Below are 15,808 nucleotides of genomic sequence, written 5' to 3'. Positions count from 1 at the left end.
GGGCATCGCGCAACGGGCCGCTGCGGCGGCCGGCCCCCCGGCGCGAAGGGGAGGCAGACGTGGGGGCCGCGCGTTCGCCCGGCGCGTGACCGCCTGCACCGCGTAACGTCGTCGAGCATGCAATCTAGCAGCTTCGGCGGGTCTTTGGAACACGTATCGACGATCTGTCATTCGAATGGGTTGATCGAGGTCCGATTGGGCGCGGCGCGCGTGCAGCTGTACTCCTGAAGCCGGCGACGCTGTGCTCTTGAGCGGGCGTGGCGCATGCAGTAGATTGGGTTCGCTCCGCCCGGCGACGGTCATCATGATGAACCTTTTGGAAGCGATGCGTATTTTCGGTGCAATCGTCGGGCACGGCGGGCCGTCCGGCGCGGGCTTTCCGTTCCCCGAGATCCCTTGCGGCGGCGACGGCGCGTCGATCGCGGCACCTACGACACTATGAGCGCGTTGAATACATCCACTGCATCCGCCGATACGGCCGCCGAACGCATCCGCCGCCGCTTCGGCCATTTCCTTCATGCGGCCGAGTTGGCCGGGCTGGTCGTGATCGGGCTCGCGACCGCGTTCGCGATGGCGCAGGAGGCGTGGAAGGTCGTGCTCGCGGGCGAGGTGTCGCTGACCGACCTGCTGCTGATGTTCCTGTATCTGGAAGTGCTCGCGATGGACTTGCGCTACCTGCGGCTCGGCCGGTTGCCGGTGCGGTTCCCGCTGTTCATCGCGATGACGTCGCTCGCGCGCGACCTGATCCTGCGCGGCGCGACCGACAGCCCCGAGCGGATGCTGATGACGACCTTCGGGATCGTGCTGCTCGCGGTCGGCGTGCTGATCCTGAGCTTCGGCCAGCATCGCTTTCCGGCGGACGTCGACGATGTCGAGGACGACGTGCATGCCAGCCGATAACGCGCGGGCGGCGTCCGAAGCGAAGCCCGACACGCCGTGCACGGCGCGGCGGCTCCACCCTCATTCAATCACGCGAGGTGTTGCATGACCAGACAATTGATCGTCGCCGTGTTCGGCAGCGTCGACACGGCCCGCCAGGCCGCGCACGATTTCGACGCGCTGTCGGAGAAGAGCGAAGGATTCCACATCGAGAATGGCGTCGTCGTCGAGAAGGACGCGAACGGCAAGCTCGCGGTGCTCGACGCCGAATCGCGGCCGTTCAAGGGCGGCGTGATCGGCGCGCTCGCGGGTGGGTTGCTCGGCCTGCTCGCCGGGCCGCTCGGCGTGGTGACCGGCATGGCGGCCGGCGCGGGCGCCGGCGTGCTCGCGCAGGCGGCCGGCAACGCGCTGCTCGACGGCACGTTCGTCGAGACGGTCGCGGCGCGGCTCGTGCCCGGCAGCGTCGCGGTCATTCTCGAAGCGAAGGAGGACACGCCGTTCTCGGTCGACAACGTCGTGACGGGATTCGGCGGCAAGGTCTTTCGCCAGGCGCTCGGCTGAGCGCGCACCTTTCGAACCGATTCGGGAGAACCGCATGCGCATCGATCAATCGTACCGGCGCTTCGACATCGCGGCGATGCTGTCGCCGCTGCCCGGCAACCGCGCGATCGCGAGCGTCGACGTGACGACCGACGATCCGGCCCGCCTCGCCGATCTCGGCACCGGCCAGTTCCTGCAGATCCGCAAGTGGCTCGAGTCGAACGACGTCGCGCTGCTGACGGTGGTGTTCGACGAGTGCAAGGTCGCGATCGACCACTACGCCGACAACGTCGACGACGTGTGAGGGCGAGCGGGCCCGCGCATTCATGGGCGGGTTGCGCTTCGCCGCCGCCGGCGCGCCGCCATCTGCGATGCATCATGACGTGCGCCGGGCAGGCGGCTGCCGCGCGATCGCGCGCGGGCCGCGCCGTCGCATTCGCATCTGTTCACCACGCCGGCCGGATTTGCCGTTTCCCCGCCAAACTGTCACTTACATTCGCCGAAATGACGCAGTAGGATGCCGAACCTTGTCTTCATGAGATTCGCATTGCTATTCGCCTTCAACTTCGGTAACGGACGAGGTTTCAGCCGGGACACCCGCACCCGGCGACGGCTATCCGGCTTCGTGCGTCGGCGCGGCCGTGCCGTCCATGCCGCGCAGGCCGGTTCATCGCTCGCGGGGCGAGGCGGATGAAGCTCTACGAGAAATTTGCGAACGACGTAGAGCGACTCATTCGGCAAGGGGTATATCGGCACGGCGATCGCGTGCCGTCGGTGCGGCAGGCGAGCCAGCAGCACCGGATCAGCATCACGACCGTGCTGCATGCGTATCTGCTGCTGGAAAGCCGCGGGCTGCTCGAAAGCCGTCCGCAGTCCGGCTATTTCGTGAACCTGCGGCGCGACGACGGCCATGCGCCGGTGCGCGAGCTGCGGCCGTCGAAGCCGATCGCGATCTCGTCGTCGGTCGACGTGAGCCGGCTCGTGCTGTCCACGCTGCGCTCGATCGGCACGGACGACGCGGTGCCGCTGGGTTCGCCGTATCCGGACCCGAGCTTGTTCCCGTTCGAGAAGCTGAACCGCTATGCGTACGCGGCCGGCCGCGACAAGTCGCTGTGGGGCGTGACCGACGGGCTGCCGCCGGGCCATCCGCGGCTGATCCGGCAGATCGCACGCCGCTACCTGGAAAACGGGATGTCGGTGGACCCGAACGAGATCATCGTGACGGTCGGCGCGACGGAGGCGATCAACCTGTGCCTGCAGGCGGTGGCGAAGCCGGGCGACACGATCGCGGTGGAGTCGCCGACGTTCTACGCGATGCTGCACGCGATCGAGCGGATGGGGATGAAGGCGATCGAGGTGGCCACGCATCCGGAATACGGGATCGACATCGCGGCGCTGGCCGCGATCGCGAAGTCGCAGCCGATCGCCGCGTGCATGGTGATGCCGAATTTCCAGAACCCGCTGGGCTTTCAGATGCCGGACGAGCGCAAGCGCGAACTGGTCGAGTTCGCAACGAAGGCCGACCTGCCGATCATCGAGAACGGCGTGTACAACGAACTGTATTTCGGCAACACGCATCCGAGCATGCTGAAGTCGTTCGACCGCCATGGCATCGTGCTGCACTGTTCGTCGTTCTCGAAGAGCCTGACGGCCGCGTACCGGATCGGCTGGGCGCTGCCGGGTCGCTATCGCGAACAGGTCGAGAAGCTGAAGTTCCTGAATACGCTGGCGACGCCGTCGTTGCCGCAACTGGCGATCGCGGAGTTTCTCGAACGCGACGGCTACGAGCATCACCTGCGGCGGATCCGGAAGGCGTATGCGCAGCAGGCGAACCTGATGCGCGCGATGGTGTCGCGGTTCTTTCCGGAGGGCACGCGCATTTCGAGCCCGGCGGGCGGGTACGTGCTGTGGGTCGAGCTGCCCGCGCAGGTCGATGCGATGCGGCTGTACCAGCTCGCGCTGGAGCAGGGGATCACGATCGGGCCCGGCTACATGTTCTCGATCACGGACAACTACCGGAACTTCATCCGCCTGAACTACAGCAGCCCGTGGTCGCAGGAGATCGAGCAGGCGGTTGTCGTCGTCGGCAAGCTAGTCGCATCGTGCATCGACTGAGCGCGCCGCGGCGTGCGGCGCGGCTTGCGCGCCCCGTCGCAGCGCGGCCGGCGTGTTGCGCCGCAACGTCGACCACGTTCCACGCCGGTCATGGAGCGCGTGCAAGCTACAGTCCGCGTTTGCGTGCGCTGCGGGGCGTCTGTACCTGTTTCTTTTCAGGACGAATGCCGATAATGGGATCGTCACCTGACTTTCCGGGAGCCACGTCATGACTGGAAGCGATGCTGCGTCCTCGCCCGATCTCACCCAAGGGATCGCGCTCGACGATCTCGCCGACGGCGCGATGATCGAGGGCCATGTCGGCGACGCGGCGGTGCTGCTCGTGCGCCGCGGCGACGAACTGTTCGCGGTGGGCGCGCAATGCCCGCACTATGGCGGCCCGCTGGCCGAGGGGCTGCTGGTCGGCGACACGATTCGCTGTCCGTGGCATCACGCGGCGTTCTGCCTGCGCACCGGCGAGATGGAGCGCGCGCCGGCGCTCGACGGGCTGCCGTGCTGGCGCGTCGAGCGGCGCGACGGTCGCGCGGTCGTACTCGATGCGCGGCCGGCCGCCGTGCCGCCTGCGTTGAAGACGAGCGGGCTGCCCGCGTCGGTCGTGATCGTCGGCGGCGGCGCCGCTGCGATCGCGGCGGCCGTGACGCTGCGGCAGGAAGGCTATCCGCATGCGATCACGCTGCTGAGCGCCGATGCCGATCCGCCGTACGACCGGCCGAATCTGTCGAAGGATTACCTCGCGGGCACGGCGCAGGCCGACTGGCTGCCGTTGCGCGCGCCGTCGTTCTATACCGACCAGCGCATCGACGTGCGCTGCAACACGCGGGTCGCGCGCATCGATCCGGCGCAACGCGCGGTCGAGCTCGCCGACGGCAGCCGTATCGAGTACGGCGCGCTGCTGCTTGCCACGGGCGCCGAACCGAACCGGCTGAACGTGCCCGGCGCCGATCTGCCGCACGTGTGTATGTTGCGCTCGCGCGCCGATTGCGATGCGCTGATCCGCACGCTGAAAACGGCGCGCCGCTGCGTGGTGGTCGGCGCGAGCTTCATCGGGCTCGAAGCGGCCGCCGCGTTGCGCACGCGCGGGCTCGACGTGCATGTGGTCGCGCCCGATCCGCATCCGATGGGCCGCGTGCTCGGCGATGCGCTCGGCGACACGATCAAGGCGCTGCACGAAGCGCACGGCGTCGTATTCCATCTCGGCGCGACGCCCGCGCGGATCGGGCCGGACAGCGTGACGCTGTCGAACGGCGACGTGCTGCCGGCCGACGTCGTACTGGTCGGCATCGGCGTGCATCCGAACGTCGAACTCGCGCAGGACGCGGGGCTCGCCGTCGAACGCGGCGTCACGGTCGACCGCTTCCTGCAGACGAGCGCGCCGGGCATCCATGCGGCCGGCGATATCGCGCGCTGGCCCGATCCGCTGACGGGCGAGCGGATTCGCGTCGAGCACTGGGTCGTCGCCGAGCGGCAAGGCATCGTCGCCGCGCGCAACATGCTCGGCCAGCAGCGGCCGTTCGACGCGGTGCCGTTTTTCTGGAGCCAGCATTACGACGTGACGATCCGCTATGTCGGGCATGCGGCGCAATGGGATCGCGTCGAGATCGACGGCGACCTCGGCGCGCACGACTGCTCGATCGCGTACTGGCGCGGCAACACGCGGCTCGCGGTCGCGACGATAGCCCGCGATCTCGACAACCTGAAGGCCGAAGCAGCGCTCGAGCGGCAGATGGCTTCCGCATGAAAGCAGCATGACGATGCACGCCGAACCTTGAATGGAGGCGAAATGAACCCCGACGTTCGTGCCCGTTTCGAAACCGAGTTTGCGCCGCGTATCGCAACGCGCCTGCGTGGCCTGTATCAACCCGGCGAAGTGAAGGTCGACGTTCGTGCCGCACGACGGGCAGGGCAGCCCGACCTGTGTCGACGTGATCGGCCTCACGTCGACGGTCGGCCTGCCGAACCGGCTGAACGCGCGGCTCGCGTGGCGCGACGACGCGATCGCCGGTCTGCTGGCCGAGCCCGATCACAGCCGCTTCGATCGCTATCTCGCGGCGCTGCCGGTCACGATCGAGCGCTGGCAGATGGAGTTGCCGGTCGATTTCAGCACCCGGACGCAGCGCGATCGCGAGATCCTGATCGGCGACCTCGATTTCGATGCGTGACCTGCATCGTGCGATGCCGGCCGACGCTGCGCGGATGAGCCGAGTGCGGTTACCGGTCGCGCGTCCTGATTATCACGCGCCCCTGGTCGATACCGCCGCGCAGCGCTTCGTCGCATGTCAGCCATTCGGGCGTGACGAGTTCGGGCGCGGGCAGATCGACGGGCGCGCCGTCGCGGAAGATCCGCACCTGCGCGACCCACGCGCCGTTCGCGTTGCGCGTCGCGTCGACGCGAATCTCGTGACCCATGAAAGTGTCGGTGGCTTGCATCGATCGGGGCCCTCCGTCGTGATCGAACGTCGTGCGTGGATCGTATCAGCATGGCGTGCGCCGCGCATCGAAAACGAACCGGCGTGGGCGTTTCACTTGCCGCGCGAGACGGGAGCGACCCTGTGGCCTTCGACCTGACCTTTTCCGTCAAGGTGTTCGCGGCGCTGTTCGCGATCATGAACCCGATCGCGAACATCCCGGTGTTCCTGTCGCTGACCGAAGGCGCGGCGGACGGCGTGCGCCGCAAGGTCGCGCTCACGGCCGCGATCGGCGTGACGGTCGGCTGCATCGTGTCGGCCGTCGCGGGCGGCGCGATCCTGCGCGTGTTCGGTTTGACGATCGACGATTTCCGCCTCGCGGGCGGGCTGCTGGTGCTGCTGATCGCGCTGTCGATGCTGCATGGTGCGCCGAGCCGCCAGCATGCGACGGGCAGCGACGAAGGCGCCGATCCGACGGCCGCCGAAAGCGTCGCGATCTACCCGTTGACGATCCCGTTGCTGGTGGGCCCCGGCACGATCGCGACGATGATCGTGCTCGGGCACGGTGCCGTCGCGACCGGGCAGGAACTCGCGTTCGCGCTCGGGCTCGGCGCGTTTCTCGTGCTGCTGGCCGTGTCGCTGCTGTCGGCGCCGGTGATCGGCCATTACCTGTCGCCGCGCGTGACGGCCCTCACGCAGCGCCTGATGGGGATGATTCTCGCGGCCATCGCGATGCAGATGATCGTCGCGAGCCTGAAGGCTGCGTTCGGGCTGCCGCACTGAGCACGCCCATCCGATTGCATGGAGTCGCCGATGAACACGCTGATCGTGTTGTCCTATCCCGATCTCGACGCGGCCCGTCGCGCGCTGGCCGAACTCGGCACGTTGCGCGACCGGCACGTCGTCGCGCTGTCGGGTGTCGTGATCGTCGAGTGCTCGAACGACGGACAGTTGCGCACGCATGCAATCGACGCGGGCCGCGTGTCGCCCGGATCGCTGCTCGACAGCGTGGTCGCGCACATCGAATCGTCGCTCGACGCGTGGCGCGAGCGGCCGGTGGACGATGCGCTGACCGATCGGGTCGCGCGCAAGGCGCGCCCCGGCACCGTGTCGCTCGGGCTGGCCGCGACGCAGCTCGACATCGACGCGCTGAGCGCGGCGCTCGCGCCGCTGGGCGGCGACGTGACCGACACGACGCTGTCGATCGACGACGAACTGAAGCTCGTCGAAGCGATCTCGAACGCGCGTGACGTCAACAGCGGCAACAGCGGCAACAGCGGCAACAGCGGCAACAGCGGCAACAGCGGCAACAGCGGCAACAGCGGCAACAGCCCACCGACGGACTGACGCGCAGGCGCGATCCCTCCCCGAAACCGAAGCGCTTCCGCTCCGCGCATCACGGCGCCGCACGCGCTGCACAGGCGCACCCCTTGCTCGATCGGCTCGACGGTCACATTCACCGTTACCGCTTTCGACAAGGAGGGCCTGACATGAAAGCAGTCGTATTTCACGGCATCGGCGACATTCGCATCGACACGGTGCCCGATCCGGAAGTCTCCGAGGCGACCGACGCGGTCGTGCGCCTGACGGCCAGCGCGATCTGCGGCACCGATCTGCACATGGTGCGCGGCACGCTCGGCGGAATGAAGCCGGGCACGATTCTCGGCCATGAAGGTGTCGGCATCGTCGAGGCGGTCGGGCGAGACGTGCGCAACCTGCGGCGCGGCGATCGCGTGCTGATTCCGTCGACGATCGCGTGCGGCAGTTGCGCGTACTGCCGCGCGGGCTACACCGCGCAGTGCGACGTCGCGAACCCGGGCGGGCCGCGTGCGGGCACCGCGTTCTTCGGCGGGCCGGCCGATACGGGCCCGTTCGACGGGCTGCAGGCCGAATATGCGCGCACGCCGCTTGCGCACGCCAGCCTGATCCGGCTGCCCGATGCGATCGACGACGATCGCGCGATCCTGATGTCGGACATTTTCCCGACCGGCTATTTCGGCGCGCAGCTCGCGGAAGTGAAGCCGGGCGATACGGTCGCCGTGTTCGGCGCGGGGCCGGTCGGCCAGTTCGCGATCGCGAGCGCGAAGCTGATGGGCGCGGGGCGCGTGATCGCGGTCGACCGCATCGCGTCGCGGCTCGAGATGGCATGCGCGCAGGGCGCCGAGATCGTCGATTTTTCCGAGGACGATCCGGTGGACACGATATTACGGCTGACGGGCGGGATCGGCGTCGATCGCGTGATCGACGCGGTGGGCGTCGACGCGATGCGCGCGACGCACGGGCCGGCCGCGGCCGATCGCGACGCCGCGCGCGCGTTCGATGCGGAAGTCGACGCCATCGCGCCGCACCGCAAGCCGGACGGCCGCAACTGGGTGCCGGGCGACGGGCCGTCGCAGGTGCTGCAATGGGCGGTGCGCGCGGTCGCGAAGGCCGGCACGGTCTCGGTGATCGGCGTGTATCCGCCGGCCGCACGCGTGTTTCCGATCGGCGAGGCGATGAACCGCAACCTCACGATCAAGATGGGCAACTGCAATCACCGGACGGTCACGCCGCCGCTCGTCGAACTCGTGCGCAGCGGTGCGTTCGACCCGCTGTCGGTGCTCACGCGCAGCGAGCCGCTGACGAACGCGATCGATGCGTATCGCGCGTTCGACGTGCGCGAGCCGGGCTGGATGAAGGTGAAGCTGACGCCGTGACGACAGGAACCGAAACGATGCAAACCGAAACCGGGAGCACTGCTATGAACGATCAGTACGACAACTGCATGGCCGCGTGCGACGCCTGCGCGCACGCATGCGACACCTGTGCGGCCGCCTGCCTCGCGGAGCGCGACGTGCACGCGTTGGCCACGTGCATCGCGCTCGACATCGAATGCGCGCAGCTGTGCCGCTTCGCGTCGGGCGCGATGGCGCGCCGCAGCGGGCTCGCCCCGCGCATTTGCGCGCTGTGCGCGCACGCGTGCGATCTGTGTGCGGCCGAGTGTTCGCGGCATGCGCACGAGCATTGCCGCCGCTGTGCGCTCGCATGCGAGGCGTGCGCGGCGATGTGCCGCGCGATGGCCTGAGCGTGAACAGGCGCTACGGCGTGCCCTGAACCTCGCGCGCGACGCGCTGCAGCAGCGCGTCGAGGACGGCCATCTCGACGGGCTTCACGAGATGGTCGTCGAAGCCCGCGCTTTCGGTACGCTCGAGATCGGATGCGCGCGCATGGCCGGACAGCGCGACGCAGGTCGTGTCGCGCAGCGCGTCGATCGCGCGCAGTTCGCGCAGCAGCGTGAAGCCGTCGACGTCCGGCATCGTCAGGTCGAGAATCATCAGGTGCGGTGCATAGTCGCGGGCGAGCGCGAGCGCTTCGTTCCCGTTGTATGCGACGCGCGGCGCGTGCCCTTTCAGTTGCAGCAGCACCGCGAGCGTATCGGCCGAGTCGCGGTTGTCGTCGACGACGACGATGCGCAGCGGCTCGACGGCCGGCTGCGCGGGCGCGGCAGGCCCGGGCGCGGCGGCGTGCCCGCCGCGGGCCACCTGCGCGATCGGCAGCCATACCGTGAACGTCGCGCCGTGGCCGGGACCGTCGCTCTCCGCGACGATCCGCCCGCCGTGCAGTTCGACGAACGACCGGCAGATCGCGAGACCGAGCCCGAAACCGCCGGACGGGGAGCGGCCCGTCGCGCCTTCCTGTTCGAATAGATCGAAAATCGTTTCGAGCGCGCCGGGGGCGATGCCCACGCCGTGATCGACGACGCGGATCGCGACCGACGGCCCTTCGATACGCGCGACGACGTCGATCCGGCCGCCGTGCGGCGAGAATTTCGACGCGTTGTCGAGCAGGTTGTGCAACACCTGGACGAGCCGTGCGTCGTCGCCGTGCAGCACCACGGAATCGTCCGGCAGGTCGACGCGAATCCACTGTCCGCGCGCGGCCAGTTTCGGCTGGACGCTCTCGACGCCGCGGCACACGATGTCCCGCACGGTGGTGGGGCGATCGTCGAGTTCGACCTTGCCGGCCGTGATGCGCCCGACGTCGAGCAGATCGTCGACGAGCCGCGTCAGTTGCCCGACCTGGCGGTGTACGGCATCGCGGCACTGCGCGAGCATGGGCGGCGGATCGGGCAGGCTCTGCAGCACGCCGACCGAATTGCGCAGCGGCGCGAGATGATTGCGCAGCTCGTGCGCGAGCATCGCGATGAACACGCTGAGCCGGTGGGTCGACGCTTCGAGCTCCTCGAGCCGCTTGCGCTCGGTCATGTCGCGCGTGATCTTGATGAAGCCGCACAGCGCATGCGTCGCGTCGTACACCGGCGTGATCGTCACGCTCGCCCAGAACTGCGTGCCGTCCTTGCGCACGCGCCAGCCTTCGTCCTCGAAGTGGCCCTGCGCGGCGGCCCGCGCTAGCCCGTGCGCCGGCCGGCCCGCCGCGACCGCGTCGGCCGGGTAGAAACGCGAGAAATGGTGGCCGACGATCTCGGCGGCACGGTAGCCCTTGATGCGCTCAGCACCGGCGTTCCAGGTCGCGACGTTGCCGTGCGGGTCGAGCATGAACACCGCGTAGTCGGTGATCGACTCCACCACGGTCTGGAACCGGAATTCGGCGAAGCGATGCAGCAGGTCCCGCGCGCCGGGCGAGCTGGCGGGCGGTGGATGCGGGTGAAGATCGGCGTCGTCTTTCTTCATCGGGGCAGCAGGTCGGAAACGCGGTGGGCCGCACGCCGCCTGACCGCCGCCGGGCAAGCCCGTGGCGGCCATACGGTCGATTGGCACGTCCGAAAGAATAAAGGAACTCGATTCAGCTGATCAATGGGTGCGCATCGGCCGTGCCGTGCAGCGTGCCGGCGACGGCGGGGCGCCAGCGGCCGGCGCGGCATGCCGATTGCACGACCGGGGCAGTACGCCTGCCGGGCGGCGGCCATCCGGCCGGTCGCCCGGCGGCAAGCCAGGCAAGGAGGCCGACATGAACAGCACGCTGAATCCCGACAACGAACCGGCCGGCCCGGATGACGACAACGCCAGCCGCGGCCGCGACGGCCGCGCGCTCGGCCCGAGCGACTCGTCCGACAGCGGCAGCGACACGGCGGGCGCGCGGCGCCATCCGTTCGACGTCGATTCGCCGCTGGACGACCACGCGCTCGAACGCGGCGACGCGTCGCTCGACACCGACACGGACCGCGCGGGCACCGGCGAGCGTGCGTCGGCGGACGGCGACTCGACGCTCGAGGAAGGCGCCGACATCGAGCCGGACCGCACCGAGCGGTTGAGCGAGCCCGGCCGCATCGACGAATCGGACGACCCGGACGACGTGCCGTGACGCCCGGCGCGCAAAAACTGCAATCGCGTTGCAGATTGGGGCGCATGACGGTGTCCCCGCGCTGCGACGCGCAACGATCGCGGTCCGGCAACCACGCCGGCACGCGATTTGCGTCGCCCCGACCGACGCGCGCGGCGACGCGGCTTGGCGCCGTGCGCGGCGCAGGCGATCAAGGAGAGACACGATGCAACGACGATATCCCGGACGGTACGGCGAGCGTGGCGGCCCGCCCGACTGGCACGCGCGCGACGAGCGCGCGTACCGGGGCGCTGGCGAGCGCGGCATCCCGGACGATCCGGCACGATGGCCGGAAGAGGACGACGAATCGGCTTACCGCCGCTTCGCGAGCGAGGACGTGGGCCCGGAAGACTGGGGCAGCGAATGGACCGAGCGCGCGGCGCGGCCGGCCGAGCAGCGGCGCGGCGCGGCCGACGCGGACCGGCAGGGCGGCGCGCGCCCGCTGGCGCGGGACGCCGAGCGCGGCTACGGCGAACCGGGCCGCCGCGTGGAGGGCCGTGAAGGCCGCTATGGCGGCGAGCGCCCGGAATGGCGCGACCAGCACCGGATGAGCGGGTACGGCGGCGAGCGCGATGGCGGCGACCCGCGCTACGGCGGCGCCCCCGATCTGTCGCGTTTCGGCGGGGATGCCGAACGCGATGCGCTGCGCCGTCGCCGCGGGCCGAAAGGCTACACGCGCTCGGACGAGCGGATTCGCGAGGACGTATGCGAGCGGCTCGCGCATGCACTGGAGATCGACGTGAGCGACGTCACCGTGCAGGTAACCGACGGTCGCGTCGAGCTGGACGGCACGGTGCCGGTACGCTGGATGAAGCACGGCATCGAGGATCTGGCCGACGGCTGCCTCGGCGTGCGCGACGTCGAGAATCGCGTGCGCGTGCGCCGCGAAGGCGAACACGATACGGGCATGGTGCTGCATCCGCACCAGCGGACCGTCACGCCCACGCAGCCCGCCGCGCGTGATCCCGAGCCCGGCACCGTCGTCGGCGGCCGGGAGCGCGAACCGCGCCACTGACTGCCCGTGCGTGAAACGGCGCGCCCCCCGACCGCGAGCAATGCCTGCATGACGACCGGAATCGACGAGACGCCAATCAAGGACCGTGATGCGGCCGCGGGCCGCGAGCGCCGGCAGCGCCGGGACGAGCGTGGCCTGAGGCTCAGGATCGCCGTCGAACTCTGGCGCGCGATCTGGCGTTACCGTGCGCGCGTGGTGGCGGCGGTCGTCCTGCTGGTGCTCGCGAAAGCGGCGGCCGTCTCGGTGCCGCTGCTGCTCAAGGACATCGTGGACGGTTTCGGCCGCGCGGCCGCCCAGCCCGTCGCGTGGCCGGTGCTGCTGCTGTTCGCCTACGCGGTGGTGCGCTTCGCGTCGAACGCGCTGAACGAAGTGCGCGACATGACGTTCGTGCAGGTCACGCAGCATACGGTCGCGTCGTTTACCGTGCGCACGTTCGGCCACCTGCACCGGCTCGGCGCGCGCTTTCATGCGCGGCGCGAGACGGGCGCGGTCGTGCGCGATCTCGAGAAAGGCACGGCCGGCATCGGTTATCTGCTCGGCGTCGCGGTGTTTACGGTCGTGCCGACGGCCATCGAGATCGGCTCGGTGCTCGTGATCGTGATCAGCAAGTACGGCGGCGGCTTTACCGCGATCATTTTCGTCACGTTCGCCGTCTATGCCGCGTATACGGTCGTATTCACGCGCCGCCGCATGCGTTACCAGCGGCGCGTGAATGCGCTGGAAGCCGAGTCGAATTCCCGCGTGGTCGACAGCCTGCTGAACGTCGACACGGTCAAGTACTTCGCGCGCGAGGACGTCGAGCGCGACCGGCTCGACCGCGTGCTCGACGCGTGGCGCGAAGCCGGCGTGGACAACCAGTACGCGCTGTCGACGCTGCATATCGGGCAGAGCGCGTGCATCGGCGCGGGGATCGCGGCCGTGATGCTGCTCGCGGGCCAGCAGGTCGCGCGCGGTGCGCTGACGGTCGGCGATCTGGTGCTGATCAACGCGTACATCATCCAGATCAGCCTGCCGCTGAATGCGCTCGGCTTCGTGTTCCGGGAGGCGAACGACGCGATGACGAACATCGAGCGGCTGTTCGGGCTGCTCGACGCGCGCGGCAAGCCGGGCGAGGACGGCGATGCGCCCGGCGCGCAGCCGCTCGTGGTGCGCGGCGGCGCGATCGAGTTCGAGCACGTCGATTTCGGCTACGAGCCGAGCCGGCAGATCCTGTCCGACGTGTCGTTCCGCATCGAGCCCGGGCAGACGGTCGCCGTGGTCGGCGGCAGCGGCTCGGGCAAGTCGACGCTCGCGCGGCTGCTGTTCCGGCTGTATCAGCCCGATGCGGGCACGATCCGCATCGACGGCCAGGACTTGCGGCTCGTCACCGAGCGCAGCCTGCGCGATGCGCTCGGCATCGTCCCGCAGGACACCATCCTGTTCAACGACACGCTCGCGTACAACATCGCGTACGGCAAGCGCGACGCGACCCGTGGCGAAGTGATCGCGGCCGCGCGCGGCGCGCAGCTCGACGCGTTCATCGAGCGGCTGCCCGATGCGTACGACACGCGCGTTGGCGAGCGCGGCGTGCGGCTGTCGGGCGGCGAGCGGCAGCGGGTCGCGATCGCGCGCGCGTTGCTGAAGGCGCCGCCGATCGTCGTGTTCGACGAGGCGACGTCGGCGCTCGACACGCGCTCGGAGCGCGCGATCCAGCAGGAGCTGATGCGCGTCGCGCGGCATCGCACGAGCCTCATCATCGCGCACCGGCTGTCGACGATCGTCGATGCCGATCGCATCCTCGTGATGGAGCACGGCCGGCTCGTCGAGCACGGCACCCACGACGAACTGCTCGAAAGCGGCGGCGTGTATGCGCAGATGTGGTCGCTGCAGGCGAAGCAGCGCGAGCTCGAACGCACGGAGGCGAAGTTCGCGCGGCAGCCGGTGCGCATCAATCCGCTCGTGTCGCAGGTGCTCGATTCGCTGGCGGAGGCGGCCGCGCAGCGCGGCGTGCCGGTGTTCCGCCATCTGTCGGACGAGGATCTCGTCGTCGAGGCCGATCCGGCCGCGCTGCGGCGCTTCGTGTGGGAACTGTGCCGCGGTGCGGTCGACGCGAGCCGCGGCGGGCAACTCGAGGTGCGCACGGGGCGCCACGATCCGGAAGCGCGGATCACGATCGCATGCGCGGGCGTCGACGCAACCGAGCTGTCGCTGATCGATCTCGAACGATTGCAGGACGCGATCGAGGACGCCGGCGGCTACGTCGTGCGCGAACGCGACGACGTCGGCGTGAAGCTGCACCTGTCGCTGCCGATCTGCGCGGTGGCGCCGGCGTCGATACAACCCGGCGACGCCGTGCCGCGTGCGGGCGCCGGTGCGCCGGGCTCGGCGAAGCCGCTCGACGGCCTGCGCATCGCGTGCGTGGACGACCACGACGAGGCGCGCGACGCGCTCGGCGCGCTGCTGAAGGTGGCCGGCGCCGACGTGCGCGCGTATGCGTCGGGCCAGGCGTTGCTGGACGACCTGTGGCGCGCGCGCCGCGCCGACTGGCCGGCGCTGCTCGTCTGCGACATCGACCTCGGCGACGACGAGGAGGACGGCTACACGGTGATGTCGCGCGTGCGCCAGCTCGACGCCGCACGCGATCGCGACGGCCGCGCGCCGCTGGAGGCGCTGGCCCTGTCCGGCCATGCGCGCGATCACGACCGCGCGCGCGCGGTCGAAGCCGGTTTCCACGCGTACCTGACCAAGCCCGCGGTAGCGGCCGACCTGATCGCGGCGTTGCGTGCGCTCGCGTTTTCCTCCGGAGAAATCCATGCCGAACCTTCTGAATCCGACGACACCCGAAGCCCCGAACGCGGCGCGTCGCGGCGGTAGTGCGTTCGCCGACCGCCAGGCCGCGGTGGCGGCCGTCGAGCTGCTGTTGCCGACCTTGTCCGCCGCGCTGCAAAGCGATTTCGTCGGCGACAGCGGCTGCCTGCACATCGTGATCATGGACCCGGCGCTCGGGCCGCGCGACGCGGCGTTCGAGGACGCGATCCTGTATGAGTTTTCGCTGCCCGACCCGAAGGACTGGGACGCCGATTACCGCGCCTACGCGCGCGCCAAGGCGCGGCTGTCCTGGGAAACGGGCCGCGACGGGCATGTCGTGCAGGCGCTGGAGCCGTACCGGCTGCGCGCGGGCGACACGAACCTGTGGGGCGGCGTCGCGCTCGGCGGCATCGTGGTGGGTGTGTCGGGCGCGCAGCCGTGGTTCGACGAGGCGTTCGCGGGCTGCATCGCGCACTGCCTGCGCGCGCTCGCGAAGCACCGCGCGCAGGCGACGCCCGACGCGCTCGCGATCTGAGGGGGCCGCCTAGGTGGGGCCGCCGAGGTGGGGACGCCGAGATCGGGCCGCCCACGCGCGGGCGCCCGGACCCGTTTTTACAGCCGGTTATAAAAAAGCCAGCGCGCGCATGCAGTAGCCCGATGTGGCGCATGCGTGCGCAGGCCGGCACGGTTTTCGCTGTACCTCATGCACGGACGGTTGTCGCGACAAGTGTCGCCGTCAGCCGGATTG

The 15,808-nt window shown here is 69.7% G+C and carries 16 protein-coding genes; 14 read left to right on the top strand and 2 right to left on the bottom strand.

Annotated elements, in window-relative coordinates; all coding sequences use genetic code 11:
• The first annotated feature begins 447 nt into the window (after positions 1-447).
• The 6 genes from QZM15_RS19285 (at position 448) to QZM15_RS19260 (ending at position 5,693) form a co-directional block, all read left to right on the top strand.
• The gene (locus QZM15_RS19285) at positions 448-900 is read left to right on the top strand and encodes a phosphate-starvation-inducible protein PsiE (RefSeq protein WP_059642901.1); all 453 of its coding nucleotides are present in this window, start codon (positions 448-450) and stop codon (positions 898-900) included.
• 84 nt (positions 901-984) lie between these two features.
• Positions 985-1,440 (top strand): DUF1269 domain-containing protein, encoded by a 456-nt coding sequence (locus QZM15_RS19280; protein WP_302107054.1) that lies wholly within the window; start codon positions 985-987, stop codon positions 1,438-1,440.
• Between the two features lie 34 nt (positions 1,441-1,474).
• Entirely contained in the window at positions 1,475-1,723 is a 249-nt protein-coding gene (locus QZM15_RS19275; RefSeq protein WP_302107053.1) for a hypothetical protein, read from the top strand.
• A gap of 386 nt (positions 1,724-2,109) precedes the next feature.
• Entirely contained in the window at positions 2,110-3,534 is a 1,425-nt protein-coding gene (locus tag QZM15_RS19270) for a PLP-dependent aminotransferase family protein (protein WP_099318414.1), read from the top strand.
• Between the two features lie 208 nt (positions 3,535-3,742).
• The gene (locus tag QZM15_RS19265) at positions 3,743-5,272 is read left to right on the top strand and encodes an FAD-dependent oxidoreductase (RefSeq protein ID WP_302107052.1); all 1,530 of its coding nucleotides are present in this window, start codon (positions 3,743-3,745) and stop codon (positions 5,270-5,272) included.
• A gap of 145 nt (positions 5,273-5,417) precedes the next feature.
• Entirely contained in the window at positions 5,418-5,693 is a 276-nt protein-coding gene (locus QZM15_RS19260) for a DUF5594 family protein (protein WP_302107051.1), read from the top strand.
• A 49-nt stretch (positions 5,694-5,742) separates the two neighbouring features.
• On the opposite strand, the gene QZM15_RS19255 is transcribed toward QZM15_RS19260, so the two are convergent.
• The gene (locus QZM15_RS19255; protein WP_006481288.1) at positions 5,743-5,961 is read right to left on the bottom strand and encodes a DUF6566 family protein; all 219 of its coding nucleotides are present in this window, start codon (positions 5,959-5,961) and stop codon (positions 5,743-5,745) included.
• A gap of 122 nt (positions 5,962-6,083) precedes the next feature.
• Here QZM15_RS19255 and QZM15_RS19250 point away from each other — a divergent pair, with 122 nt between their 5' ends.
• From QZM15_RS19250 to QZM15_RS19235, 4 genes are all read left to right on the top strand, one after another.
• Positions 6,084-6,722, top strand: a complete 639-nt coding sequence (locus QZM15_RS19250; RefSeq protein WP_302107050.1) for a MarC family protein — start codon at positions 6,084-6,086, stop codon at positions 6,720-6,722.
• Positions 6,723-6,752: 30 nt separating this feature from the next.
• Positions 6,753-7,286: a hypothetical protein gene (locus QZM15_RS19245; RefSeq protein ID WP_302107049.1), complete on the top strand. Its 534-nt coding sequence runs from the start codon at positions 6,753-6,755 to the stop codon at positions 7,284-7,286.
• A gap of 143 nt (positions 7,287-7,429) precedes the next feature.
• On the top strand, positions 7,430-8,635 hold the full coding sequence (locus tag QZM15_RS19240; RefSeq protein ID WP_302107048.1) for a zinc-dependent alcohol dehydrogenase: 1,206 nt from the start codon (positions 7,430-7,432) through the stop codon (positions 8,633-8,635).
• A gap of 44 nt (positions 8,636-8,679) precedes the next feature.
• A complete protein-coding gene (locus QZM15_RS19235) occupies positions 8,680-9,003 on the top strand; it encodes a four-helix bundle copper-binding protein (RefSeq protein ID WP_185716505.1) in 324 nt (107 codons plus the stop codon).
• A gap of 13 nt (positions 9,004-9,016) precedes the next feature.
• Here QZM15_RS19235 and QZM15_RS19230 read toward each other — a convergent pair whose 3' ends face one another.
• Positions 9,017-10,609, bottom strand: coding sequence for an ATP-binding protein (locus tag QZM15_RS19230; protein WP_099318417.1), 1,593 nt, complete (start codon positions 10,607-10,609; stop codon positions 9,017-9,019).
• 277 nt (positions 10,610-10,886) lie between these two features.
• Between QZM15_RS19230 and QZM15_RS19225 the strand changes: the two genes are divergently transcribed.
• The 4 genes from QZM15_RS19225 to QZM15_RS19210 all read left to right on the top strand — a co-directional run bounded on the left by QZM15_RS19225 (position 10,887) and on the right by QZM15_RS19210 (position 15,595).
• On the top strand, positions 10,887-11,240 hold the full coding sequence (locus QZM15_RS19225; RefSeq protein WP_059637110.1) for a hypothetical protein: 354 nt from the start codon (positions 10,887-10,889) through the stop codon (positions 11,238-11,240).
• Between the two features lie 184 nt (positions 11,241-11,424).
• Positions 11,425-12,273, top strand: a complete 849-nt coding sequence (locus QZM15_RS19220; protein ID WP_124657407.1) for a BON domain-containing protein — start codon at positions 11,425-11,427, stop codon at positions 12,271-12,273.
• A 48-nt stretch (positions 12,274-12,321) separates the two neighbouring features.
• Positions 12,322-15,126: an ABC transporter transmembrane domain-containing protein gene (locus QZM15_RS19215; protein WP_226226007.1), complete on the top strand. Its 2,805-nt coding sequence runs from the start codon at positions 12,322-12,324 to the stop codon at positions 15,124-15,126.
• Positions 15,065-15,595: a hypothetical protein gene (locus QZM15_RS19210; protein ID WP_060967411.1), complete on the top strand. Its 531-nt coding sequence runs from the start codon at positions 15,065-15,067 to the stop codon at positions 15,593-15,595. The genes QZM15_RS19215 and QZM15_RS19210 overlap by 62 nt, the downstream gene beginning before the upstream one ends.
• The last annotated feature ends 213 nt before the right edge of the window (positions 15,596-15,808 follow it).

The sequence above is a fragment of the Burkholderia sp. AU44665 genome (genome assembly GCF_030504405.1).
Classification (GTDB): Bacteria; Pseudomonadota; Gammaproteobacteria; order Burkholderiales; family Burkholderiaceae; genus Burkholderia; species Burkholderia semiarida.
Note: the sequence above shows the minus strand (reverse complement) of the source record. Positions and strands in the feature narration are given on the sequence as shown.